This window comes from Amycolatopsis kentuckyensis (assembly GCF_041679295.1).
Taxonomy (GTDB): Bacteria; Actinomycetota; Actinomycetes; order Mycobacteriales; family Pseudonocardiaceae; genus Amycolatopsis; species Amycolatopsis kentuckyensis_A.
In genome coordinates this window covers 39,571-64,297 of the sequence record NZ_JBGDMD010000005.1, presented here as the reverse complement: position 1 = coordinate 64,297, position 24,727 = coordinate 39,571, and the positions used below count along the sequence as shown (strand labels likewise).

Here is a 24,727-nt window from a genome sequence, read left to right as displayed (position 1 = left end):
AGGCATCTTTCCCGCCTTGACGCGGTGTTGCCGGCCGTAGTCACCATGACAGCTTCGGGGTGCCGGAAGGGCTTTGGGACAGCTGCTCCCGGCCCCGCCCGCGGAACGCCGGACCGAAGAGACGCTTCGGCAGAATGCCGAGCTTCGACGGTCATCAACGACTCGTCCTGGCGCCAGACGACATGCCCGAAACGCCGAAAGGCCCCCTGCCGCAGAAGCGGCAGGGGGCCTCACGAACTCCGAACCTAAGCCGGCTTCTCCGCCGTCACGAAGATGAACGACCCCGGCCCCGACTCGTCGCGGACCACCAGACCCGCCGCCTCCACCCAAGACCGCACCAAAGCCCTGCTGAACAACGGCATCCCGCCATCGGGGAACCCCGGGCCGCGGAACGTCGACTGGTAGTACGCCAGCACCGGGTCCGAAGCCGACCCGAACGTCAGCAGCGTGAACGTCCCGCCCGGCTTCAAAACCCGCCCCACCTCGGCGATCGCCTGCGCGGGGTCCGGCATCGCCTGCAGCGCGTTCCAGCAGTTGACCCCGCCGAAGGACGCGTCCGCGAACGGCAGGTCGAGCGCCGAAGCCTGGACCGCGCACACCTCCGGCAACCTGCCGCGCAGCCAGCTCAGCATCGTCGGGTTCAGGTCCAGCGCCACCAGGCGGTCCGGGCCCAGGAGCTCGGCCAGCACCGCCGTCCAGCGGCCCGCGCCCGCCGCGAGGTCGAGGACCGTGCCCGACACGCCGCTCAACCGGGCCGCCAAGTACTCGTCCTCGTCCGCCGGCGTGACCTGGCCGCCCCAGTTCGTGCCCATCAGGCGCAGGAAGCCCGGCCGCAGCACCTCTTCGTAGTAGAGGCCGATGCTGTTCATCGCCGCCGCGTTGCTCAGGACGTCGTCCGGGTCGTCGGCCGCGACCGGGCGGGTCGGGTCCGCCGTGAAGTCCAGCGCGCCCCGCGCCAGCGGGTACGTTCCCGGGCACACCGGGCAGTGCGCGCCCGCCGGCTGCGCCGACAACGGTCCGTGGCACACCGGGCAGCGCAGCACCGGCGCGTGCCGCGTGATCCCCGCCAAGCCGTCGTCCGACGCCTCGACCGGGACGGCGGCGCGCAGCGGGTTCGTGTCCGCCGCGACCACCGGTGTGCCGGCCAGCTGCGCCCAGTACGCGTGCGCGCCGGCGTAGCCCAGCACCATCTTCGTGTCGCCGTCCCAGGTCGCCTTCGCCTGCGCGTCGGGCAGTTCGGCGACCCAGCGGCGGTCGAACTCGCGCTCGGCGTCGGTCAGCGCCCACTCGGCCGGCGACGGCCAGACCCGGCCCAGCACCAGGTTTTCGCGGTCGTACGCCTGGAGGCAGCGCTCGAGCCGGCTGCGGTCCTCGGCCGTCAGGTTCCGGTGCGCGACGGCCGCGAGGATCCGCTCCGAGTCGGCCGGGAAGTGCGCCACCAGGTACAGCAGGCCGAGTGCCACCGGCTCGCCGTCGGCGTGGCGGTCCAGGACGTCCAGGTAGGTGTCCAGGCCCTTCGCGACCTGCGTGAAGACCTCGGTGCCGAGCCCGTGCTCCTCGGCCAGCAGCCCGAGCAGCACCGCGAGCCGGCCCGCGCGGGCGTCGTCGGCCACGGCGAGCAGGTCGACGAACTCCGGCACGAGGTCGGCGGCGAGGGCACCGTCGTGCCACACGCGCGCGGTCAGGTCCGCGAACTCGGCGTCGAGCCGGTCCGGGGCCGCGGCCGCGAACCCGGCGAGCGCCGCCGGGACGTCGGGGTTGGTCATGTGCGTCCTTTCACCGAGGGGCGGGAAGGTCAGGCCGCGGCGCGCAGCGTCTCCGGCTGCCCGCGCCGCGCCTTCTTGCGCGAACCGCGCTCCCACGCCCACTGCGCGACGAGCACGTTGAGCACCCACAGCCACGACGACAGCTCGAGGAACACCATGATGTCGATCTGCACCCCGATCTGGACGCCGAACAGCGGCAGCACCAGCCCCAGCACCCGGCCCCACGACGTGCCGAGCGCGAGCGCGAAGCTGTAGTACATCCAGCGGCGGTGTTCGGCGTAGCGGTGCTTGCTCTGCTTGCGGAACCCGACGAGCGTCACCGCGATCCAGCCGACGGACATGGCGAACAGGCCGACGGCGCCGGTCGGGGCGGCCGAGAACGGCAGCAGCACCAGGCCGAGCAGGGCGCTCGGCAGCACGCCACCGTAGAGGTAGACGTAGCCGCTGATCTTGTGCACCTTGCGGTTGCGCCCGCGCAGCGCCGGCATCACCTGCAGCAGCAACGTGATCATCGCGATGTTGCCGAAGATCGCGTGCAGCGCGACGGTCGGGAAGTGCAGCGCGAAGCCCGGGTCCGGCGGGATCCGCGACTGCGCCGGGTCGAAGCTGAGGTAGCGCGGCAACGCGTAGAGCGCGTTGAACACGACCAGGGCCAGCGTCGCGAGGACCCACGGGTTGAGCACGGTCCGGCGCCACGAGAGCGCGGACTTGCCGCGGGTCGGGAGTTTCCGGACGGAATCGCCGGCCAGGTTCTGCGTCACGACGGATTCCTGCCTTCCTACTTGAAGATCCACTGTGGATCGGCGGAGCGACCGCCGGGCGCGAAGTACCCGAGGAGCGTCACACCGGCGCGCCGCGGCGGGCACCTCCCGCCGTGCGATGTTCCGCCGTGCCAGGGGATTCCACTGCGCACGGCGCGAGAAGTACCCCGGGCGCACCGGTGCGAGGATCGGGCAGGCCGAGACCTCGACGTCCGCACGCCACTGGGGAGAAACACGAATGCTGAACAGAAGACGCATGCTCGCGCTGGGCGGCCTGACCGTCGGTGGCGCGGTCGGCGGGCTGTTGCTGCCCAAGGGAACCCCGGGCGGCACCGCCGCGGCACCGGCGGTGACCGACGCGGTGCGCCCGCTCACCCAGCACAAGATGGACGGCATGCCGATGGGCGGGCTGGACGTCAGCGGCCCGTCGGCCGAGTCGCTGGCCGCGGTCGCGCCGCCGGTCACGCCGTTCTCGGTACCGATGCCGGTGCCGTCGCAGCTGCGCCCGTACCTGCGCGACGGCGCCGCCGACTACTACCGCCTCAGCGTCCAGCCTTCGGACGTCGAGATCTTCCCGGGCCTGCGCACGCCGGCGCTCACCTACGGCGGCACCTTCCTCGGCCCGACGATCCGCGCGCGCACCGGCCGGACGACCAGGGTCACCGTCACCAACCGGCTCGCCGACGACACCAACGTGCACCTGCACGGCGGGCACACGCCGGTCGCGAGCGACGGCTACCCGATGGACGTCATCGCGCCCGGGCAGGCCTACACCTACGAGTACCCGAACGACCAGCAGGGCGCGACGCTCTGGTACCACGACCACGTGATGGGCCTCGAGTCCGACCACGTCTACCGCGGCCTGCACGGGTTCTACCTCATCGACGACCCCGCCGAGGCGTCGCTCGGGCTGCCCTCGGGCGAGTTCGACGTGCCGATCATGCTGCGCGACGCGCACTTCGACGAAAAGGGCGCGTTCGTCTTCGACATCCCGCGCAGCACGATCCTGGCCAACGGCAAGGTCCAGCCGTACTTCCAGGTGGCCGCGCGCAAGTACCGCTTCCGGCTGCTGAACGGCGCCAACGAGCGGATGCTGCAGCTCAACCTCGGCGGCGCGCAGCTGCTCCGGATCGCCTCGGACGGCGGGCTGCTGCCGGCGCCGGTGGCGGAAACCGAGCTGTCGCTGGCTTCGGCCGAGCGCACCGAGTTCGTCGTGGACTTCTCGCGCTACAAGGTCGGCACGCAGCTGGTGCTCTCGGACGCGACCGCGGGCCCGGTGCTGCGCTTCGACGTCGTGCGCACCGCCCCCGACTTCAGCCGCGTGCCCGACAAGCTGCGCGCGCTGCCGGCGTTGACGAAGGCGAGCGTCACCCGCGAAATGGTGATGAGCTTCGACCTCACCGGCGTCCCGCTGGGCCTGATCAACGGCAAGCCGTTCGACCCGAACCGGATCGACTTCCAGGTGAAGCGGGGCAGCACCGAGATCTGGAAGATCGTCAACGGCGACACCGCGCACCCGATCGACCACACCTTCCACTGCCACCTGGTGCAGTTCCGGGTCCTCGAACGCGAGGGCGCGCCGCTGCTGCCGCAGGACGCCGGCCGCAAGGACACCGTGTTCCTCGGGTCGGGCAAGTCGGTCACCGTCCAGGCCACCTTCACCGACTTCCTCGGGAAGTACCTGTACCACTGCCATTTCCTCGAGCACTCCACCAGCGGGATGATGGGGCAGTTCGAGATCGTCGCCTGACGGTCCCGGAAGTCCCCGTCGCGCAACGCATTCCGACTCCGCCACGAGAAGAGGGTCCAGCCGCGATGGTCGATCAGCAGGGCACCGAGACGGGTTCCGCGAACCAGGCCGCCACCCGTCCGCTGACCGGTGCCGAGTACGTGGAGAGCCTGCGCGACGGCCGGGAGATCTACCTCTACGGCGAACGGATCAAGGATCCGGTGGCACACCCGGCGTTCCACAACCCGATCCGGATGACCGCGCGGCTGTACGACGCGCTGCACGACCCGAAGCACCAGGACGTCCTCACCAAGCCGGTCGACGGCGGCGGAACCGGGTACACGCACCGGTTCTTCACCACCCCGAAGACGGCCGAGGACCTCGTCGGGGACCAGAAGGCGATCGCCGCGTGGGCTCGGATGAGCTACGGCTGGATGGGCCGCAGCCCGGACTACAAGGCGTCCTTCCTCGGCACGCTGGGCGCGAACGCGGACTTCTACGGGGAGTTCGCGCCCAACGCCCGCCGCTGGTACCGGGAGTCGCAGGAGAAGGTGCTCTTCTGGAACCACGCGATCGTGCACCCGCCGGTCGACCGGAGCCGGCCGCCGGACGAGGTGTCCGACGTCTTCGTGCACGTCGAGCGCGAGACCGACTCGGGCGTGATCGTCAGCGGCGCGAAGGTCGTCGCGACCGGTTCGGCGCTGACGCACTACAACTTCATCGCCCACTACGGCCTGCCGATCAAGCGCAAGGAGTTCGCGCTCGTCGCGACCGTGCCGATGGACGCGCCGGGCATGAAGCTCATCTGCCGCCCGTCCTACACGCAGACGGCGGCCACGATGGGCCGCCCGTTCGACTACCCGCTGTCCTCGCGGCTGGACGAGAACGACACGATCCTGGTGCTGGACAAGGTGCTGATCCCCTGGGAGAACATCTTCGTCTACGGCGACATCGGGAAGGTCCGGCTGTTCGCCGGGCAGTCGGGGTTCATCGAGCGGTTCACCTTCCACGGCTGCACGCGGCTGGCGGTCAAGCTCGAGTTCATCGCCGGGCTGCTGCTCAAGGCGCTGGAGATCACCGGCACCAAGGACTTCCGCGGGGTGCAGGCGCGGGCCGGCGAGGTGCTGGCCTGGCGCAACCTGTTCTGGGCGCTGTCGGACGCGTCCGCGCGCAACCCGGTGGCGTGGAAGAACGGCGCGGTCATGCCGAACCCGCAGTACGGGCTGGCCTACCGCTGGTTCATGCAGCTGGGCTACCCGCGCATCCGGGAGATCATCCTGCAGGACGTGGCGAGCGGGCTGATCTACGTCAACTCCGGCGCGGACGACTTCGCCAACCCCGACGTCCGGCCCTACCTCGACAAGTACCTGCGCGGCTCGGACGGCGTCGAGGCGGTCGACCGGACCAAGCTGATGAAGCTGCTGTGGGACGCGGTCGGCACCGAGTTCGGCGGCCGGCACGAGCTCTACGAGCGCAACTACGCCGGCAACCACGAGAACACCCGCGTGGAGCTGCTGTTCTCGCAGCTCGCCGGCGGCGAGGTCGACGACTACAAGTCCTTTGTGGACGAGTGCATGAACGAGTACGACCTGGACGGCTGGACGGTCCCGGACCTGTCGTCCTTCGACGAGCTGCGCCGGCCGAAGCCGTTCGCCGCCTGACTTAAAGGAGCCCCAGGTGCTGGAGAACAAAGTCGTCGTCGTGTCCGGCGTGGGTCCCGGTCTCGGCCGGTCGCTCGCGGTCCGCAGCGCGGCCAACGGCGCGGACGTCGTCCTGGCCGCGCGCAACGAAGAGCGGCTCGCCGAGGTCGCCCGCGAGGTCGAAGGCCTGGGCCGCAAGGCGCTCGTCGTGCCGACCGACATCACCGACGAAGCCTCGGCGCAGCACCTGGCCGACACCGCGCTCGAGACGTTCGGCCGGGTCGACGCGCTGGTCAACAACGCGTTCGCGGTGCCGCCGATGACGCCGCTGACCAGCGTAGACGTCGCCGACATCCGGCCCGGCTTCGAGACCAACGTCTTCGCGGCGCTGCGGCTGAGCCGGCTGTTCGCGCCGTCGCTGGCGGAGAACAAGGGCGCCATCGTGATGATCAGCTCGGTCGTCATCCGGCACTCGAAGCCGCCGTTCGGCGTCTACAAGATGGCCAAGGCCGCGCTGGTTTCCCTGGCGCAGAGCCTGTCCTCCGAGCTGGGCCCGCAGGGTGTCCGGGTCAACACCGTCACGCCCGGCTACATCTGGGCGGACGCGCTGAAGGGCGGCTTCGCGTACCTGGCCGAGCAGCGCGGGGTCCCCGCGCAGCAGGTCTACGACGAGGTCGCCGCCAACCTCGACCTGCGCCGGCTCGCGCTGCCCGACGAGGTCGCGAACGCCGTGCTGTTCCTGCTGTCCGACCTCGCGAGCGCCATCACCGGCCAGAACCTCGACGTCAACGGCGGCGAGTTCCACCACTGAGTTCCCGAACAACGCACGAACCGCGCCCGGTCCGCCGAAAGCGGCCGGGCGCGGACGTAAGGAGGCAACGGTGTCCGACACCGACATCCGGCCGGTCCGCAAGATCCGGCGCAGACGCCTGCGCACCGGGCTCGCCCTCGTCGCGCTCGCGGTGGTGTCCGGGATCGCCGGCACCGAGCCGACGGCGGCCGCGGACCGGCTCTCCTCGGAAAGCCTGGCCGCCTGGGGAGGCCGGCCGAGCCAGCCGTGGCTGGGGCACAACTACGACCTGGCCAACACCCGGGCGACTACGCGCACCGCGATCAACTCGCGCAACGTGGGCGACCTGAAGGTCAAGTGGCGCTACCCGCTTTCGGGCACGCCGACCTTCGCCGGGCTGATGGCGAGCAACCCGATCGTCGTCGACGGGGTGACCTACTTCGCCGACCTCAACTCCAACGTCTACGCGCTGGACTCGAAGACCGGGCGCGAGCTGTGGAAGCGGGCGTTCAACGACCCGAACGTCGGCCCCAACGGCGTCGCCTACGGCAAGGGCCTGATCGTCGCGACGACGTTCACCGGCGTCTTCGCCCTCGACGCCCGCACCGGCAAGACGGTCTGGACGCGCGAGCTGATCGAGGCCGGCAAAGGCGGCGTCGACGTCGCCCCGCAGGTCTACGGCGACACGGTCGTGGTCAGCACGGCGCCGTCGACCTGGACCGAGTACGTGCCCGGCTCGATGGGCATCGTGTACGCGCTGAACGTCCGCACCGGCGCGGTGCAGTGGGAGTTCAACACGGTCAAGGACGGCGACCTCTGGGGCCACCCGGAGATCAACAGCGGCGGCGGCCTCTGGTACCCGCCCGCGATCGACGACGAGGGCCGGATCTTCCTGACCGTCGGCAACCCGGCGCCGTACCCGGGCACGCCCGAGTACCCCAACGGCAGCAGCCGGCCGGGCCCGAACCTGTACACCAACTCACTGGTCACTTTGGACGCCCACACCGGGAAGCTCCTGTGGTACCAGCAGGTCCTGCCGCACGACGTGCGCGACTACGACCTGCAGGACTCGCCGGTGATCACGAAGGTGCGGCTGCAGGGCAAGCTGACCGAGGTGGTCATCGCCGCGGGCAAGATGGGTTCGGTGCACGCTTACCGGGCGTCGGACGGCAAGCCGCTGTGGTCGCTGCCGGTCGGCAAGCACCTCAACGACACCGGTCCGCTGCCGGTCGAGGTCACCGAGGTCTACCCCGGCACGTTCGGCGGGGTGGAGACGCCGATGGCGGTGTCCGACGGCACGCTGTTCGTCCCCTGGGTCGACTTGGCGACGCACCTGAGCGCGATCGAGCCGCTGCAGGCGTGGCCGGACCTGGCTTCGGGCAAGGGCGGCCTGCTGGCGGTCGACGTCGCGACCGGCCGGGTCAAGTGGACCCAGCCGCTGCCGCAGATGGCGTTCGGCGCGGCGACGGTGACCAACGACGTGGTGTTCACGAGCACGTTCGACGGCACGGTGTACGCGTTCGACGTCCGCACCGGCAAGCAGCTGTGGACGACGAAGACGGGCGCGGGCATCAACTCGTTCCCGGCGATCGACGGCAACACGGTGATCGTGACGGCGGCCGCGCCGGGCTTCATGGCGAACCCGGTGCCGGAAGTGATCGCGTACTCGCTCCCCTGATCCCCCGACGAGGAACGGCCCCCGGTGCGCGCACCGGGGGCCGTTTCCGTTCGCCGCTCAGCCGGCCAGCAGGCGGCGGTTCCACCACGTCGACAGCCGGCGCCCGACGACCGCGGTCAGGTCGTCCAGCTCCGCCGACAGCCGCTGCAGGTCCTCGGTCATCAGCGCCTGCGGGCCGTCGCACAGCGCCTCTTCCGGCTTCGGGTGCACGTCCACCAGCACGCCGTCCGCCCCGACCGCGATCGCCGCGCGCGACAGCGGGAGCACCAGGTCACGACGGCCACCCGAGTGGGACGGGTCGATCATCACCGGCAGGTGCGACAGCCGCTGGACCACCGGGACCGCCGAGATGTCGAGCGTGTTGCGCGTCGCCGTCTCGAACGTGCGGATGCCGCGCTCGCACAGCACGATGTCGAGGTTGCCGCGCTGGGCGATGTACTCCGCCGCCATCAGCCACTCCTCGATCGTCGCGTTCATGCCGCGCTTGAGCAGCACCGGCTTGCCCGCCTCGCCGGCCGCCTGCAGCAGCCCGAAGTTCGACATGTTCCGGGTGCCGATCTGCAGCATGTCGGCGTACCGCGCGACCATCTCGACGTCGTGCGCGGCGACCACCTCGGTGACCACCGGCAGGCCCGTCTCGGCGCGGACGTCGGCCAGGATCTTCAGGCCCAGTTCGCCCAGGCCCTGGAAGGCGTACGGCGACGTGCGCGGCTTGTACGCGCCGCCACGCAGGAGGACCGCGCCGGCGGACTGGGCCATCCGCGCCGCTTCCAGGGTCTGCTCCGGCGTCTCCACCGCGCACGGACCCGCGATCAGCGTGACCGTGTCCGGGCCGATCGGCACCCCGCCGACGTACACAGTGGACCGTTCGGCGTGGTGCTCCCGGCTGACCAGCTTGTACTTGGCGGAGATCCGCGTGACGCTCTGCACGCCGGGCAGGCCGCCGAGGTTGAGTGTCTCGAACCGGTCGACGTCGCCGACCAGGCCGATGATCACCCGGCTCACCCCGCGGCTGACGAAGGCCTCCCCGCCTGCCCCTTCCACCCGCTCCACGACCGCCTCGACGTCCTCGGCCGTGGCGTGCGTGGCCATGACGATCACCATGAGTCGACAACCCCTTCAGCGTTCCGGGCCGTGCTCGGCCGGCGGGCGCCGGTCGTGGTCCCGGTCGGTTCATGATCCGCCTGCGCCGCGCATACCCACGTCTCCACGGTTGCGCACCCGCTCGCGTGCCCTCTTGCCCGGAACCGTTGCCGGACAACGGTTTCCCGCAACCGGCAGGTAGTCCGCGCGGTCCTGGGACACCTAGTCTCGAACTACTCGCGCCCACCGAGGGAGAGGGAATCCCGGTATGTCCACCAGCAATGGCACGTCCACCGTGGCCACCGAACAGGCCGCCGTCGCCGCCGTCCCGCAGCGGATCGTCGCGGCGTGGGCGGAAAACGACGCCGAGGCCTTCGCCAAGGCCTTCACCGAGGACGGCACCATGGCCCTCCCCGGCGGCGTCTTCGTCAAGGGCCGTGACGGCATCAAGGCGTTCATGGGCGCCGGGTACGCCGGCCCGTACAAGGGCACCCGCGTCTTCGGCGAGCCCGTCGACCTCAAGTTCCTGGGCGAGGAGGCGGCGGTCGTCATCACCGTCGGCGGCGTCCTCGCGCCGGGCGAGACCGAGGTCAGCCCGGCCCGCCAGGTGCGCGCCATCTGGGTCCTGGCCAAGCAGGACGGCGAATGGCTCATCGCCGCCTACCAGAACACCCCGATCGAGCTCTGAACCGCGACGGAGGCCACCGGGAGACGGTCCCGGTGGCCTTCGGCGTGTCCGGGTCAGGCGTCGGCGAGCAAGCCCGCCAGGCCCGCGTAGCCGCCTTCCTTGAGGCGCTCCCCCGATTCGACCGCGTACGCCGCGTCCGCCTGGATGCCGAGCCCCTCGACCATCCGGTTCATGAAGTTGAACAGCGCGCAGACCAGGACGGCGTCGTGCAGCGCGCGCTCGTCCCAGCCCGCCGCGAACACGGCTTCGGCGTCGGCCTCGGTCATCCGCGACGGCGTCCGCGTGAGCTTGCCGACGTAGGCCAGCACCGGCTTGAGCTTCTCTTCCACCGGCGCCGAACCCAGGTCCGCGACCGCCGCGGCGAGCACGCCCTCGGGGACGCCGAACGCCTCCGCCGTCACGGTGTGGATGCCGTGGCAGTAGTCGCAGGCGTTGACCCCGGACACGTACGCCGCGATCATCTCGCGCTCACCCGCGGTGAACGGGGACTCGCCGCGCAGCAGCTCCTCGTGGAAGGCCAGCAGGTGCTTGGCGGGCCCCGGGTAGGCCCGGAAGACCTGCAGCAGCGTCGTCTCAGCCGGCAGGGACTTCAGGTACGACATCGAAGGGTTCCTTTCCGTCCGCCAGCCCGGCGGCGAGCTGGTCGACCTCGGTGCCGCGCAGCGCGCACGCGGTCAGGTACGCGATCGTGCCCGCGCCGGCGCCGGGCACCGCCGCCGCGACGAGGTCCAGGCGGCGCTCCCACTCCCGCCGCAGCGAACCCGGCGACGACGTCGACGGCGGGTCGCCGAGCCGGTCCCGCAGGTCCAGCCAGTGCTCACGGCCGGACTCCAGCAGGCCGCCGAGGCCGAACGCGGCCGTGCCGTGCCGGGCCTGGTCGACCACCTGCGTGACCAGGGCCGGGTCGTCGGCGAGCCGGGCGAGCGCGAGGCCGGCGAGCAGCCGGTCGGCGTCCAGGCCCAGCAGGATGACCCCGGCCTCGGTCGCGCCGGGGGCGTCGATGTCGGGCAGGGAGAACCGCGAGTCGTGAGGCTCAGACACCGACGACCGCCTCGGCGGGCGCGGCCGCGCCGCTGCGCAGCTGTGCGGCGATCGCCGCGGCGACCCGGGTGGTGGCGACGCGGTGGCCGTCGATGTTGCGGGCGGCCGGGCCGAGCACCATCCCGGCGGCGGCCCCGACCACCGACACGCGCGGCTCGCGGCGGTAGGACAGCGTGCGCTCGTCCAGGGACGGCCAGCCGTCGCGGGCGTCGACGACCTCGTCGGGCAGCAGGCCGGTGCCGATCGACGGCGTCGTGCCCAGCGCCAGCACGACGTGGTCGCCCGCGACCCGCCGGCCGCTCTCCAGCCGCAGCACCACGCTCCCGCCGACCGCCGGCGCGATCTCCTTGACCGCTTCGCCGCGGTGCACGACCAGCCGGCCTTCGGCTTCGGCGCGCTCGAGCAGCGGCCGGAACTCGAACATGATCGACGCGCGCCGGAACCGGCCCATCAGCTCGAGCCGCTCGGTCCAGCCGACGCCGTCGAAGCGCTTGCGGCCCTCCGGCCGGAAGAAGGTGGAGTTGACGTCCGCGCACTGGTAGCGCTCGCCGGTCTCGCGGACCACCCAGTGCACCTCGCGCCCGGCCTCGAGCGCGCCGGCGATCAGGTGGGCCGCGGTGAGGCCGGCGCCGACGACCACCTGGCAGCGCGCGCCCGCCGGCACCGATTCGTCCCAAAAGGACACTCCGCGCGGCGGGTGGCCGCCGCCCCACCAGGTTTCCGGCGCGGGCCGGCGTTCCTCGCCGGGGCACAGCACGACGTGGCGGGCGGCGACGGAGAAGCGGTCGGTGTGCACGGTGACGGCTTCGGGGGTGGGCACGACCTCGCGCACGGTCGCCTGCCAGGTCTTCTCGCCGACGTGGTGGGTGGTGACCAGGTGGGCGCAGTAGGCGTCGAAGACGTCGACCGGGACGACCGACCGGTGCCCGGACTGCGACATCCGGATCTCCCGGCGCTCGACGGGCGTCAGCCGGCTCCAGTGCAGCCGCGCGAAGTCGAGCAGCTCGCAGTCGCGGAAGCCCTCGACGCCGGGGTGGTGCTCGTAGGGCGAGCGCAGCACGCGCTGGCCCAGCAGGTCGATCCGGCCGAAGAACCGCCCGCACGGCCGCCCGGTGCGGTCCACGACGACGACGTCGGGCACACCGTGGTGCCAGAGGGCGGAGGCGACCGCGAGGCCGGCCGGGCCGGCCCCGACGACCACGACGTCCGCGGCCGGCGCGGGCGACGCCCCCCGCGCCGGGGACGGTGGCGCGGGCGGACGCGGCCAGGCGCGGCCACGCGGCGAGTCGAGCAGGTGCGGTTCCGGTACGAACGAGATCACTGCTCGGCCCGCCGCCGGCTCAGAGCACCGTGACGGGGACGATCAGCTCCACCACCGGCCGCTGGCTCATGCCGTTGGTGACCAGCTCGTCCAGCGTCTGCTGGGACTGCTCGGCGCTGTCGGTGGCGATGGGGCTGTAGCGCGAGTAGAAGTACGTCGGCTTGCGGCCGCCGGTCTCCATCGAGTAGGTCTTCAGGACGGTTTCGCCGGGGCGGACCTCACCGTCGTAGAAGGTGAGACGGCGCGCGTCCGGCGTCATGAAGCTCTTCGCGAACTGCGGCGACATCAGCATTTCGTCGTCGAGGAACGTGGAGTCCTCGTCCATGACGGCCTGCATCGCGACCCACGTCTGGTCGGTGAGGTTGGTTTCGGCCTTGATGACCTGCCAGCGGCCCGGCTCGGGGAGGTTGACGCTCACCGAGACGTCGTGGTCGGTGGTGTCGATGGCGCCGGTGATCATGAGCACCCGGCGGCCGACGTCGGCGGTCCCGGTCATCTGGACGTCCCGGGCGCGCACCCGGCTGGAAACGTCGAGTCCTGGCAATTCCGGTGAAGACATGGTGCAGCCTCCTACGTTTACCCACCCCAGAAATAGCGGCCTGACCAGCGAACACGCAAAGGCTTTCACATCGCCGGAGACACTGTCAAGGTGAGGAATGCACGTCCGGGAAGCCGATAATCGGCGGCCGATCAGCGGAGGTACCGGCACCCGGGTGCGGAGGGCGGATTGGTCCGTTCAGCTCAGCACTTTCGAAGAGCAATCACTCCGGGCTGGACGTCTCCTGAGCTGCGGCCGCGGCGTCGACGCCGTCTTCGATCGTGCCGACGTAGCGGATTTCGAAGGCGGAATCGGCGCGCTGCACCATCACTTTCAGGACCAGTCCCGGTTTCACCATGACGAGGAAATTGCCGGGATCGCTGGGGTCGCCGAAAATGTCGTAAACGAGAAAAGCGGAGCCGTCACCGACGGCGAACAAGGCTTCGTAGACGACGTTCCGCTCCGCCTGCGACGCCGTCTCGGCCCAGCTTTCGAGGACCTCGAGGCCCGCCGTGAGCTGGAGGCGCATTGCCATCCGCCGGCCTCCCAACCGAACGTCGCAGATCGCCGTCACGCATGGGCCACCGTGCTGCGGTGACACTCCGGCCCGAACACTGTCGATTCTCCCGGTCGCGCGGCGGGGTGCTCATCTCCGAGCGTGCGCTCCGGCACCGTCCGTGTCCGGCGCCGGAGCTCCCGCCGCTCAGTTGTAGCCGAGCACGATGTGGTCCTCCACGGTCGGTTCGGGCGTCTCGGGCGGGTCGACGAGCCGGAGCCCGCGGGGTTCTTCGGTGGGCGGCGGGGTCCAGTCGCCGGCCGGGACCGCTGCTGCTGTCATGGCGTTCCTCCGTGCTTTCGGTGTGGATCCACCATGCGCCACCGGGGTCGAGGATCGGACGTGCGCAGCTTTTGAGTGGTCGGGATAGGGGTCCGGGAGGTGCACTGGGAGTGACTCGATGGCGAGGTGCAGGGCATGGCGGAAGAGCGGAAGCCCCTCGGCGGCGCGGCCGACCGGCAGCGCACGTGCGCGGTGTGCGGAGCGGAGTTCAGGCCGGGCGAGCGCACGGAGCTGGAAGCGTTTTCGGACGGCGCGGTGCGGTATGTCGCGGTGCACCCGGGGCACACGACGCATTCGCCGGGCCGGGAGCGGGCTGCCGAGCGGCGGCTGCGGGGCGAGGCGGCCTGAGGGCGGCACGGGGCTCGCTCGGCCCGGCAGGTTGGTCGTGGCCGGGGCGAGCGCCCCAAGGTGGCCTTCGGTGCGTCAGACGCAACCAAGGCCACCTTGGGTGCGTCAGACGCAACCAAGGTGGCCTTGGGGCGCTTCTGCCGGACGCCCGCGGCTGCCGACAGACCTGCACCGCGGGGCCGCGCGGGGCGCGGGGCGCGGCCGGCGGGCCAGTGCGGCAGGCGCGGGATCGGCGACCGACCTGCGTCCGGCCGCGAGGAGCCCCGCAGGAAGCGCAGGCGGGTCAGTGCGGCAGGCCCGACAGCCGCCAAGCTCCCTCGGCAGCCCGTACCTCCCGGCCCCGCCAAGCCGGATCCCCCCACACCGACGGCCGCGGCGTCTCCTCCGGCCGGCGGACCGCCGAGAGCGAAAGGACCGCCACCAACGCCGCCAGCTCGCAGTCGTCCGGGGCGCCCTGCACCACGCGGATCGCGGACATCCTCCGAACCCCCTCAGATCGGCAGATTGCCGTGCTTGCGGCCCGGCGCCGGCTTGCGCTTGTCCTTCAGCATCGCCAACCCCCTGGCGACCGCCGCGCGCGTCTCGGCCGGGTCGATGATGTCGTCCACCAGCCCGCGCTCCGCCGCGTACTGCGGGTTCAGGTACTCCTCCGTGTACTCCGCCACCAGCTTTGCGCGCAGCGCCTCCGGGTCCGCCGAAGCCGCCAGGTCCCGGCGGTACAGCACGTTCACCGCGCCCTCCGCGCCCATCACCGCGATCTGGTTCGTCGGCCACGCCAGCGACAGGTCACAGCCGATCGACCGCGAATCCATCACGATGTACGCGCCGCCGTACGCCTTGCGCAGGATCACCTGGATGCGGGGCACCGTCGCCTCGCAGTACGCGTGCAGCAGCTGCGCCCCCTGGCGGATGATGCCGCCGCGCTCCTGCTCCACCCCCGGCAGGAATCCCGGGACGTCCACCAGGCTCACCAGCGGGATGCCGAACGCGTCGCAGAACCGCACGAACCGCGCCGCCTTCTGGGACGCCGGCCCGTCGAGCACGCCGGCGAACACCACCGGCTGGTTGCCGACCAGGCCCACCACGCGGCCGTCGATGCGGGCCAGCGCGCACAGGACGTTGCGCGCCCAGCCCTCGTGCAGCTCGAAGAACTCACCGTCGTCGGCGACCTCGGCGAAGACGTCGCGCATGTCGTACGGCTGGTTCGGCTCGACCGGGACCAGCTCGGCCAGGCGCGGCCGGTAGTCGTCCGTCGCGTTCGTCGGCACCGTCGCCGGGGGCGGGTCCAGGTAGTTCGACGGCAGCAGCGACACCAGGTACCGGACGTCGGCGAGGCAGCTCTCCTCGTCGTCGTGCACCACCGTCGCGACACCCGACGCGCTGCCGTGGACGTCCGCGCCGCCGAGCTCCTCGTGCGTGACGCGCCGGCCGCTCACGGCCTCGACCACGTCCGGCCCGGTCAGGTACATCCGCGCGGTGTCGCGCACCATGAACGTGAAGTCCGCCAGCGCCGGCGAGTACGCCGCGCCGCCCGCGCACGGGCCGAGGATGACGCTGATCTGCGGGATCACCCCGGACGCCTCGACCTGCCGGCGGAAGATGCCGCCGTAGCCGTTGAGCGCGAGGACACCCTCCTGGATCCGGGCGCCACCGCTGTCGTTGAGCCCGATCACCGGGGCGCCGTTGGCCACCGCGAGGTCGAGCACCTTGTGGATCTTCGCCGCGTGCGCCTCGCCGAGCGAACCGCCGAACAGCGTGAAGTCCTGGGCGTAGACGAACACCCGGCGCCCGTCGATGGTGCCGGAGCCGGCGACGACGCCGTCGGTGTGCGGGCGGTTGCCCGCCAGGCCCGGCCCGGTCGACTGGTGGCGCCGGTAGGGCTCGATCTCGGTGAAGGAGTCGTCGTCGAGCAGCAGGGCGAGCCGTTCGCGCGCGGTCAGCTTGCCCAGCGAGTGCTGGCGGCGGACGGCGTCGAGCTTGCCCTCGTGGATGTGCGCGCGCAGCTCCTCGCGGCGCCGGCGCAGCAGCGGCATGTCGGGCGGCGCCGGCCGCGCCAGGTCGGCGGCGCGGGCCAGCTCGATGACCTGCGCGTCCCCGGACGGCGCCGGGCGGCCGAGGCGGCGGCGCCGGACCCCGTCGGGGACCGGCACCACCTCCGCGTCGTCCGCCCGCGCCGCGCCGGACTCCTGGCTTCCGCTCACGCGGCATCCCTCATCCGGGCCAGGTGGTCCCGCTCGATCTCGGCGACGATGTCGGACCACACGATGCCGCGGCCCAGCCGGGGCATCGGGCGGACCAGCGCCTCGACGGGCGGCGGGGTGGTCACCGCGGGCTGCCGGTCACCGGTGTCCGCGTGGCCGGCGTCGCTGGTGGTCATGGCAGGACCTCCTCGGTCTGGACGGCCCCGGGTCCGGGACCGGTGGGAACTGCGGGTCTCACGTCCACAGTGGACAAAGCCGGCCCCGCCTGCCGGTCGCTGATCCGCCCGGTGGCGTGCAACCAGGCCACCGTGTCGCGCACGGTCTCGAGCACCGGCCGCGCCGCGACGCCGCCGCTGGGCACGTCCCCGGCGACCGGCACCGCCGTCGCGCAGACGTGGATCGCGCCGTACTGCACCGGCAGCGCCCACGGCCACACGCGCTGCAGCCGGTCGGCGAAGCGCCCCACCGGGTACAACGCCCGCGCCGGCAGGACCGCCGCCGGCAACGCGCGCCCGGTCGCCTCGCGGGCGGCCGCCAGGTACTCGCGGGTCGTCAAGTAGTGCCCCGGCCCGAAGAACGCGGGCCCGGACACCGAACCGTCCAGGATCCGCGCGTGCAGCTCCGCCGAGTCGCGGACGTCCCCGATCGGGAGCCCGCCGCCCGGCCAGATCGGCGTCAGGCCGCGCAGGACGGCGCGCAGCCGCGCGTTCTGGTCGCCCAGGCGCGGTTCTTCCGGCCCGAGCAACGCCGGCGGGTACGTGACGACGACCGGCGCGCCGACCGACCGGTACTGCCGCGCGATCCGCTCCGCCGCCGCCTTCGACGCCAGGTAGGGCTCCCGCGACTCGCCGACCGGGCTCGCGACCCCGATCGACGGCGCGGTCGTGGGGTACAGCGCCCCGACCGTCGACACGTGGACGACCCGCGCGGTCCCCGCCCGGCGCGCGGCGGCGAGCACCACCTCGGTCCCCCGGACGTTCACCCGCCACAGCTCGTCGCGACGCCGGCTGTCGAACGTGTAGACGCCGGCCGCGTGCAGCACCGCGTCCGCCCCCGCCACCAGCCGCCGGACCGCCACGACGTCGGTGACGTCACCGCCGACGACCTCGACACCCGGCCGGGCCAGGCCGACCGGGTCCCGGGCGAGCAGCCGGACCCGGTGCCCCCGCCGCAGCAGCGCCGCGACCGTGTGGGCACCCAGGAAGCCGGTGCCGCCCGTGACCGCGATCAGCATGACGTTCCCTCCCTCAGGCCGCGCGGGCCTTCCCGTCCACGTGGTGGTAGCCGCCGCCGTAGAAGACCAGCGCGTGCTCGCCGGTGCCGCGGCTGGTCGCGACCACCCGGCCCAGGAAGATCGAGTGGTCACCGCCCGCGACCACCTCGGCCAGCTCGCACTCCAGCCAGGCCAGCGCCCCGTTCAGCAGCGGGGCCCCGGTCTTGCCGCCCGGCGTGTAGCCGACGGCCTCGAACTGGGCCATCCCGTCGGGCCGGCGCCAGTCGGCGAAGTACTTCGACGTGTCCTGCTGGTCCGCCGCCAGGATGTTCACCCCGAACGAGCCGGCCGTGACGATCGCCGCGTGCATCCGGGCCGCCTTCGACACGCAGCACAGCACCATCGGCGGTTCCAGCGACACCGACGAGAACGCGTTGGCGGTCATGCCGTGCGCGTCCTCCCCGCCCGCCGTCAGCACCGTGACCCCGGTGGCGAACTGCGCCATCACCTGCCGCAGTCCCGGCTGCGCCGAGAGGCCGCGGCGTGCCGGCGACTTCGGCAGCCGCTTCAGCACGTGAGGCTCCGATTCGTAGCCCACAGTCAGACTCCCTTGCCGTTGACCGCGGCCGTCCAGTAGGGCACCAGCGCCTCGCGCAGCTGCTCGGGCACCCGGGACGGCACGGTGGCCGTGTTGGGCCCGCGCATGCAGGCGATCCGCTGCCGTCCCCGGGCCACCAGCACTTCGCCCTCGGCACGCAGGTGGACGTAGTCGAACGCGAACTGGATCTGCGTCGAGGTGAGCTCCTCCAGCCGCAGCCGGATGGACAGCTCGTCGAACGCGGTGATCTCGGCGAAGAACTCGCACTCCACCTTGAGGGTGAACAGCTTGAGGTCGTGGCGGACCTCTTCGAGCACCGCCGGCGCCTTCTCCTTCAGGAACATCTCGCGGCACCGGCCCTGCCAGCGCACGTAGTTCACGTAGTAGACGTTGCCCACCAGGTTGGTCTCTTCGAAGCCGACCGTGTGGCGGATCTCGTAGTAGTCGGACATCTTCAGTTCCCCTCTGCGTGGAGCACGGCGAAGACGATCGGGTCGGTCCGGTCGTTGACGGTGGTCGACCAGGTGGCGATCCGGGCCCCGCCGGAGGCGAGCAGCGCCCACCCGTCGGCGTCGACCTGGCGCACGGTGAGGGCCTGGGTCATCGAGCCGGTCTTGCGGACGCACTCCAGCGCGCTCCAGACCCGCGTGTTGGCCACGCTGATCGGTTCGCCGGTGTCCGCGGCCAGCAGCCGGCCCAGCGCCAGGAGCTCTTCGCCCAGCAGCCCGGCCCAGTCCTCTTCGGTGCGTTCGATCGCCGTCTCGATGTCGCAGGCGACCTGGTCGGCGCCGGCGACCACGAGGGTCAGCTCCGAGGTGTGCGACGCGGTGACGTGCACGCCGCCGTCGCACTCCGGCTTGCCGTCGGGGCGGTAGCGGACCTCGACCGGCTTGTCGAGCGCCCGGCCCGCGGCGAGCGCGGTCTGCGCGCGCCGCTCGGCGATGCCCTCCGCCGGGCGGCCGGCCGGGTCCGGCTCGAGCACCACCGACCGCGTCCCGCCGAGCAGCCGCTCGCAGGCACGCTCCACATAGGACCCGAGCATCGACGGGACCCACGGTCCCGCGCCGTCGCGCTTGCGGACCGCGCGCAGCTTCAGGCCTTCCCAGCGCTCGACCAGCGTCCCGTCCGGGTTGCGCACGTCGAGGTCGTAGACGTAGCTGTCGCCGTCCTGGAGGCGTTCCTTCGCGTCCAGCAGGACGTACTCGTCGTGCTGCCGGCCCGGCTCGGCCAGGTACAGCTTCTCGATGCCCTGCGGCAGCAGCGTCGCGTCGGGGACGCAGCACTGGATCGCGTGCATCATCGCGTCCCGGGTGCCGGGGTCGGCCAGCAGCCGCTCCTGCGGGAGGAACGGGGCGAACCAGTAGTGGTCCGCGTTCGTCGAGATCTCGGCGACGGCGTGCCGGGCGCTCGCCCGCCGGTAGCCGAGGACCCGCTGGAACCGCTTGCCCTGGAACAGGACCGAGCCGTACAGCTCGCTGATCGGCTCCACCGGCACCGGTGGCAGCGCCACGTCACGCGGGACGCACTCGCCGATCTGGTCGGGCCGCGCGAAGCTCAGCCGCGCCTTGAAGTGGTCGGCGCTGAAGCCCGTCTCGTCACTGCGGATCACGACGTCGACGGTGTCGGCGTCGCGGGCCAGCGTGGCCAGCCGGACCGTGGTCGACCCGCCCGGTGAGACGATGATCGGCCGGAGGAACTCGACGTCCGACAGCACCGGCGTGCCGGTGCGGTCCAGCGTCGCCGCCGCGGCCTGCGTCATGGCCTCCATGCCGAGCACCGCCGGGAACAGCAGCTGCCCGTCGAGCAGGTGGTCGGTCAGGTACGGGTCGGCACCGTCGGAGAGGTCGGCTTCGGTGATCAGCTCGACGCCCGGGTAGTGCACGACCGCGCGGTCGACGAACCGGGTGAGCGGCAGCTCGCGCTTCTGGATCGGCAGCGTGGCCAGGCCCGACGTCCGGCCGCAGACCACCAGCACCGGCGGCGCGGCCGGGTCGGCCAGCACCTGGCGGAGGATGGTGATGCCCTCCTCGGTCGGGATCGGCGTGATGCCGTCGCGCATCAGGGCGCTGACCACGCCGAGCTTCTCGCCCATGCCGGTGCCCGACCAGACCGACCACTCCAGCGCGATCGCCCGCGCCTGCGGGTGTTCCTGGCCGAAGCGCAGGGTCAGCTCGGTCATCCAGTCGTTCGCCGTGGCGTAGTGCGCTTCACCGCGCAGGCCCGCCCGGCCGATGATGCTGCCGAAGGTGACCAGGAGCTTGATCCGGTCCTGGTCGACCGCGGCGAGCACCGCGTTGAGGCCGCCGATCTTCGGGGCGAGCGTCTTGCGGAAGCTGTCCTCGGTGAGGGAGAAGAGGGCGGCCGGCTCGTTGCGGCCCGCGCCGTGGAGGATCGCCGTGACCGGGCCGAGGTCGGCCTGGACCCGGGCGACCGCCTCGGCGATCTGCGGGGCGCTGGTGACGTCGGCGCGCTCGTAGCGGTAGCGGATGCCCGCCGCCTCCATGCGGTCGAGGTTCTCCGCGAGCTCGGTGTCGTTCTCCGGGTCCGAGCGGCCGAGCAGGGCCAGCCGGGCGCCGGAGTCCTTGGCCAGCGCCAGCGCGCTCTCCGCGGTGATGCCCTTGCCGCCACCGGTGACGAGCAGGACGTCCGTGGCGTCCAGCGAGTCGCGGATCGGGCCGGGCTTCGGCGCGGCCAGCGCGGACAGCCGCGGCACCGTGCGGCCGCCGTCGGCGCCGTAGCGGGCTTCGGTGAAGTCCGTGGTCGCGGCGACCTCGGCCACCACGGTGGACACCGCGGACGCGAGCTCGTCCGCACCCGAGGGGGTCGGGTCGGCGAAGTCGATGATCGTCGTCTTCGCCGAAGGGTCCTCGAGCCGCAGGGTGCGGGCCAGGCCGGCGGCGCCGTAGCCGTGGTGCACGACCACGAAGCGCGTGCCGTTGGGGGCGGCCATGACGGCGCGGCCGGCGTCGAGGAACAGCCCGACGTGGCTGGAGTCGCAGTCCGCCGGCAGGCAGAGCAGCACGCCGTCCCCGGCGCCGGACGCGGCGAGCGCGGCCTTCAGCGGTTCGGCCAGCGGGTGCCGCGGCGTCGAGAAGACCTGCCACTCGGCGCGGCCGGCGCCCGGCGTCAGGTCCGCGGTGGGCCGCGGCGCGGGCACGTACTCGACCGCGAACGGCCGGACCCACGGCCCGACGCCCGGGGCCTCGCCGACGTGCGTGTCGGTCGGCTTCGCCGTCTGCGCCAGCTCGTCGATCATCTCGGCGAGCTCACCGAGGCACACGGTCGCGAAGTTCGGCATGCCCTCCAGAGCGGGCCGGCCCAGTGCCCGGGTGACGTCGTTGACCAGCTGCCCGACCGTGATCGACGACAGGTGCAGGTCGTCGAGCGGGTGGGTGTCGGCGGTGACGGCTTCCAGGGGCAGCTCGACGCGCTCGGCGGCGAGCTTGCGCAGCAGGTCCAGCGTCGAGCCCGAGTCGCCTTCGGCGGAGCCGGCGTCGGCCTCGGCGGCCTGGGCCTTCTCCGCGGCCAGTTCGGCGGCGAGCTCGCTGTCGATCGACGGCGCCGCCTCGCAGGGGCTGGCGAGGAAGTTGAACTCGCCGTCGGCGGGCAGGGCGCGCACGACGCGGCCCTCGAACAGCGCGTCGGTCGTGATCGGGGCGCCGAGCGCGAAGGCCGCGCCGACGATCCGGAGCAGGGCCTGCAGCGACGCGTTGTCCGTGTCGATCGCGAGCACCGGGGTGTCCGGCGCGATCTCCTCGAAGAGCCCGGTCAGCACCCGGCCGGGGCCGACCTCGACCACCAGGTCGCTGCGCTCGGCCACCTTGGCGGCGGCTTCGCGGAAGCGGACCGGCAGCACGATCTGGTCGCGCAGCAGCTCGGGCAGGTTCTCGGCGGCGTGCAGCACGTCACCGCTGACCGTCGAGACGACCGGGCGCTCCAACCGGGCGAAGGAGAACTCGCCCAGCTTTTCGGTCATGGCGTTCGCGGCCGGCTCGACGGCCGGCGAGTGGAAGGCGTGCGAGACCTTGATGCGGGTCGCGCCGACGCCCTGGGCCTTGGCGCGGGCGACGATCTTGTCGATCGCCCCGGCCGGCCCGGAGATCACGGTCTGCTCGGGCGCGTTGTAGCCGGCGATGACGACGTCGTCGCCCAGGCCCAGCTCCTCGACGCGGCCCGGCGAAGCGGCGATGCCGGCCATCGCGCCGGTGCCGTCGCCGGTCGTCGTGGCCATCACCTTGCCGCGGACCTTCGCCAGCGCCAGCAGCCCGCGCTCGTCGAGCGCGCCGCCCCAGTGCAGGGCGGTCAGCTCGCCGAGGCTGTGCCCGGTCGCGGTCGAGGCCTCGATGCCGAACGAACGCAGCACCCGCAGCGCGGCCAGCGAACCGGTGACGATCCGCGGCTGGGCCACCTCGGTGGCGACCTGGTCGCCGCTGGCGGGCAGCCCCGCGGCGCGGAAGATCTCGTCGGCCGCGGTGAACCGGCGGCGCAGCGCGCTGTCGCCCCCGCGTCCCGAGCCCTGGCCCGGGAACAGGTAGCCGATCTTCGGCGCGGAGCCGCGGCTGCTCGCGAAGATGCCGTCGGTCGAGTCGAAGATCGAGTCGCCGGACTCCAGCTGCTCCAGCAGCTTCGTCAGCTTGCGCTCGGCGTGCTCGGGGTTGGCCGCCACGACCGCGGCGCGCACCGAGCGGCCGGCCAGCTTCCCGGCCAGCTCGCCGGCGAGGTCGGTCAGCTCGGCGAACGACAGCTTGGGCACGACCTCCAGCGTCGCGGCGATGTCGCCGCGCAGGGTCGCGACGTCGTCGGCGTCGAACAGCAGCAGTTCGGCGTCCTGCCGGCCGGCGACCAGCGTCCGGGCCCGCTCGTCGAGCTCGCGGCGGCGGGCCGCGGTCGGCGCCTCGGTGACCGTGACGTGGGAGTTGATGCCGCCGAAGCCCATCGCCGAGACCCCGGCGCGGACCGGCTGGTCCTCGGGCCAGAGCGACGCGTCACGCGGGACGTACATCCGCGCCGACGTGCCGGTCAGCGACTCGTGCGGCTCGTAGTGGCCGGTGGCGGGCGGGATGACCTGGTGGTAGACCGCCAGCGTCGCCTTGATCAGGCCGGCGACCCCGGCCGCGGCCTTCGTGTGCCCGATGTTGCCCTTGATGGTCGACAGTGCGGCCTGCTTGGCCAGCGGGTCGGCGTCGCGGCGGGCGGTGGACAGCGCCTCGATCTCGGTGGCGTCGCCCAGCGCGGTGCCGGTGCCGTGGCCCTCGAAGTAGGAGACGGTCTCGACGCCGTAGCCGGCGCGGTCGTAAGCGCGCTTGAGGGCCAGCCGGTGCCCGGCCGCCTCGGGCCGGGTGATGCCGCCCTTGCCGTCGGAGGAGACGCCCCAGCCGCCGATCGACGCGTAGATCCGCTTGCCCTGCTCCAGCGCGTCGCTCTCGCGCATCAGGACGAGCATGCCGGAGCCCTCACCCGGCCAGAAGCCGTTGGAGTCGGCGTCGTAGACCTTCATCTCGCGCTTGGCGAGCGCGCCGGTCTTCGCGAAGCCGATCACCTCGAACGGGTCGATCGAGAGGTCGACGCCGCCGGCGATGGCGAGGTCGAGGTCGCCCTGGGCGAGCGCGTTGGCCGCGGTCACCACGGACAGCAGCGAGGACGAACAGGCGCCGTCGACGGTGTACCCGCCGCCGGCGAAGTCGAAGTGGTTGCACACGCGGCCGGCGATGGTGTTCGCCAGGCCGCCGGCGAGGGTGTCCTCGTTGATCTCGGGGAACGGCTCCTTGTACTGGATCTCCAGCTCGCGCAGGAAGGTCGCGGTCTCCTCGTCCTCCCAGCCGCGGGAGCTCAGCGCGGCCGCGACCGTGCGGCGCACGTACGGCCAGCGCAGCCGCATGATGTTCGCGCGGGAGAACTCGCCGGTGAGGCTGTTGCCGATGACGACACCGGTGTTCTGCCGCGGGGCGCCTTCACCCTCGCCGAAGCCGGCGTCCGCGAGGGCCGCGGCGGCGACGTCGAGCGCGAGCCAGTGCGTCGTGTCGGTCGCCCGGAACGTGCTGCCGGCGACCTTGTGCGCGACCCGGTCGAACTCGTAGTCCCGCAGCACGGCCGCCTTCTGCGCGTAGAAGCGGTCCGGCGCCTTCGGGTCGGGCGAGTAGTAGTCCGCCCGGTTCATCCGTTCGTCCGGCAGCCTGCGGAACGCCCGGCGCCCGGCCAGCACGTTTTCCCAGAGCTCCTCCGGAGAACTCGCGTCGGGGTACCGGAGACCGATACCGACGATCGAAATCCGCTCTACGCTCATGCCACCGCACTCCCACTGGCTCTCGAGCCCCGTATCACCGGAACCGTCAGGTCCCCGCTGTCCTCCGGCGCGGGACGCGGTCCCGCCGCCGGTCTGTCCGTCCTCGGGCGGCGGCGCCGCCCGGTTTCGCCCGGCCCGCCGGGCCGCCGGGGTCCAGCATCTCCCGGGCGGTGCGGACCGTCTTCTTTCTCCCTGCCCCCGGGCCGCACGT

General features: G+C 72.4%; 22 protein-coding genes. 6 read left to right on the top strand and 16 right to left on the bottom strand.

Features of this window, described 5'->3' with window-relative positions; all coding sequences use genetic code 11:
- Positions 1-245: 245 nt before the first annotated feature.
- The gene (locus ACERZO_RS21325; protein WP_372666487.1) at positions 246-1,766 is read right to left on the bottom strand and encodes a methyltransferase domain-containing protein; all 1,521 of its coding nucleotides are present in this window, start codon (positions 1,764-1,766) and stop codon (positions 246-248) included.
- A 29-nt stretch (positions 1,767-1,795) separates the two neighbouring features.
- Complete coding sequence (locus ACERZO_RS21320; RefSeq protein ID WP_372666486.1) at positions 1,796-2,527, bottom strand: DUF2306 domain-containing protein; 732 nt, start codon at positions 2,525-2,527, stop codon at positions 1,796-1,798.
- Positions 2,528-2,765: 238 nt separating this feature from the next.
- Between ACERZO_RS21320 and ACERZO_RS21315 the strand changes: the two genes are divergently transcribed.
- From ACERZO_RS21315 to ACERZO_RS21300, 4 genes are all read left to right on the top strand, one after another.
- Positions 2,766-4,277 carry a multicopper oxidase family protein gene (locus ACERZO_RS21315; RefSeq protein WP_372666485.1) on the top strand — a complete coding sequence of 504 codons (1,512 nt, stop codon included), beginning with the start codon at positions 2,766-2,768 and terminating at the stop codon, positions 4,275-4,277.
- Positions 4,278-4,342: 65 nt separating this feature from the next.
- Entirely contained in the window at positions 4,343-5,917 is a 1,575-nt protein-coding gene (locus tag ACERZO_RS21310) for a 4-hydroxyphenylacetate 3-hydroxylase family protein (protein ID WP_372666484.1), read from the top strand.
- Between the two features lie 16 nt (positions 5,918-5,933).
- Positions 5,934-6,707: an SDR family oxidoreductase gene (locus ACERZO_RS21305; RefSeq protein WP_372666483.1), complete on the top strand. Its 774-nt coding sequence runs from the start codon at positions 5,934-5,936 to the stop codon at positions 6,705-6,707.
- A gap of 70 nt (positions 6,708-6,777) precedes the next feature.
- A complete protein-coding gene (locus tag ACERZO_RS21300) occupies positions 6,778-8,364 on the top strand; it encodes an outer membrane protein assembly factor BamB family protein (RefSeq protein ID WP_372666482.1) in 1,587 nt (528 codons plus the stop codon).
- Between the two features lie 57 nt (positions 8,365-8,421).
- Here ACERZO_RS21300 and aroF read toward each other — a convergent pair whose 3' ends face one another.
- On the bottom strand, positions 8,422-9,456 hold the full coding sequence (aroF, locus tag ACERZO_RS21295) for a 3-deoxy-7-phosphoheptulonate synthase (protein WP_372666481.1): 1,035 nt from the start codon (positions 9,454-9,456) through the stop codon (positions 8,422-8,424).
- A gap of 259 nt (positions 9,457-9,715) precedes the next feature.
- Between aroF and ACERZO_RS21290 the strand changes: the two genes are divergently transcribed.
- A complete protein-coding gene (locus ACERZO_RS21290) occupies positions 9,716-10,135 on the top strand; it encodes an SgcJ/EcaC family oxidoreductase (RefSeq protein WP_372666480.1) in 420 nt (139 codons plus the stop codon).
- 53 nt (positions 10,136-10,188) lie between these two features.
- Here the strand turns inward: ACERZO_RS21290 and ACERZO_RS21285 are convergent, their stop codons facing one another.
- The 6 genes from ACERZO_RS21285 to ACERZO_RS21260 form a co-directional block, all read right to left on the bottom strand.
- On the bottom strand, positions 10,189-10,737 hold the full coding sequence (locus ACERZO_RS21285) for a carboxymuconolactone decarboxylase family protein (RefSeq protein ID WP_372666479.1): 549 nt from the start codon (positions 10,735-10,737) through the stop codon (positions 10,189-10,191).
- Positions 10,709-11,176, bottom strand: a complete 468-nt coding sequence (locus ACERZO_RS21280; protein ID WP_372666478.1) for a DUF6187 family protein — start codon at positions 11,174-11,176, stop codon at positions 10,709-10,711. The genes ACERZO_RS21285 and ACERZO_RS21280 overlap by 29 nt, the downstream gene beginning before the upstream one ends.
- On the bottom strand, positions 11,169-12,497 hold the full coding sequence (locus ACERZO_RS21275) for an FAD-dependent oxidoreductase (RefSeq protein WP_372666477.1): 1,329 nt from the start codon (positions 12,495-12,497) through the stop codon (positions 11,169-11,171). The genes ACERZO_RS21280 and ACERZO_RS21275 overlap by 8 nt, the downstream gene beginning before the upstream one ends.
- A 19-nt stretch (positions 12,498-12,516) precedes the next feature.
- On the bottom strand, positions 12,517-12,993 hold the full coding sequence (locus ACERZO_RS21270) for a DUF6423 family protein (RefSeq protein WP_372667198.1): 477 nt from the start codon (positions 12,991-12,993) through the stop codon (positions 12,517-12,519).
- 265 nt (positions 12,994-13,258) lie between these two features.
- Complete coding sequence (locus tag ACERZO_RS21265) at positions 13,259-13,609, bottom strand: DUF6235 family protein (RefSeq protein WP_372666476.1); 351 nt, start codon at positions 13,607-13,609, stop codon at positions 13,259-13,261.
- Positions 13,610-13,738: 129 nt separating this feature from the next.
- Positions 13,739-13,873: a hypothetical protein gene (locus tag ACERZO_RS21260; protein WP_372666475.1), complete on the bottom strand. Its 135-nt coding sequence runs from the start codon at positions 13,871-13,873 to the stop codon at positions 13,739-13,741.
- A gap of 135 nt (positions 13,874-14,008) precedes the next feature.
- Between ACERZO_RS21260 and ACERZO_RS21255 the strand changes: the two genes are divergently transcribed.
- Positions 14,009-14,221 carry a hypothetical protein gene (locus ACERZO_RS21255; protein WP_372666474.1) on the top strand — a complete coding sequence of 71 codons (213 nt, stop codon included), beginning with the start codon at positions 14,009-14,011 and terminating at the stop codon, positions 14,219-14,221.
- 283 nt (positions 14,222-14,504) lie between these two features.
- On the opposite strand, the gene ACERZO_RS21250 is transcribed toward ACERZO_RS21255, so the two are convergent.
- From ACERZO_RS21250 to ACERZO_RS21220, 7 genes are read right to left on the bottom strand one after another with little or no spacing between them, the layout of a single operon-like run.
- The gene (locus tag ACERZO_RS21250; protein WP_372666473.1) at positions 14,505-14,699 is read right to left on the bottom strand and encodes an acyl-CoA carboxylase subunit epsilon; all 195 of its coding nucleotides are present in this window, start codon (positions 14,697-14,699) and stop codon (positions 14,505-14,507) included.
- Between the two features lie 13 nt (positions 14,700-14,712).
- Positions 14,713-16,422: an acyl-CoA carboxylase subunit beta gene (locus ACERZO_RS21245; protein ID WP_372666472.1), complete on the bottom strand. Its 1,710-nt coding sequence runs from the start codon at positions 16,420-16,422 to the stop codon at positions 14,713-14,715.
- A complete protein-coding gene (locus ACERZO_RS21240; protein ID WP_372666471.1) occupies positions 16,419-16,598 on the bottom strand; it encodes a DUF6222 family protein in 180 nt (59 codons plus the stop codon). Before ACERZO_RS21240 ends, ACERZO_RS21245 begins: the two co-directional genes overlap by 4 nt.
- On the bottom strand, positions 16,595-17,656 hold the full coding sequence (locus ACERZO_RS21235) for an NAD-dependent epimerase/dehydratase family protein (RefSeq protein ID WP_372666470.1): 1,062 nt from the start codon (positions 17,654-17,656) through the stop codon (positions 16,595-16,597). Before ACERZO_RS21235 ends, ACERZO_RS21240 begins: the two co-directional genes overlap by 4 nt.
- Positions 17,657-17,669: 13 nt before the next feature.
- Positions 17,670-18,233, bottom strand: a complete 564-nt coding sequence (locus ACERZO_RS21230) for a flavin reductase family protein (protein WP_372666469.1) — start codon at positions 18,231-18,233, stop codon at positions 17,670-17,672.
- A gap of 2 nt (positions 18,234-18,235) precedes the next feature.
- The gene (locus ACERZO_RS21225) at positions 18,236-18,685 is read right to left on the bottom strand and encodes an acyl-CoA thioesterase (protein WP_372666468.1); all 450 of its coding nucleotides are present in this window, start codon (positions 18,683-18,685) and stop codon (positions 18,236-18,238) included.
- Between the two features lie 2 nt (positions 18,686-18,687).
- Positions 18,688-24,516: a type I polyketide synthase gene (locus ACERZO_RS21220; protein WP_372666467.1), complete on the bottom strand. Its 5,829-nt coding sequence runs from the start codon at positions 24,514-24,516 to the stop codon at positions 18,688-18,690.
- Positions 24,517-24,727: the final 211 nt, after the last annotated feature.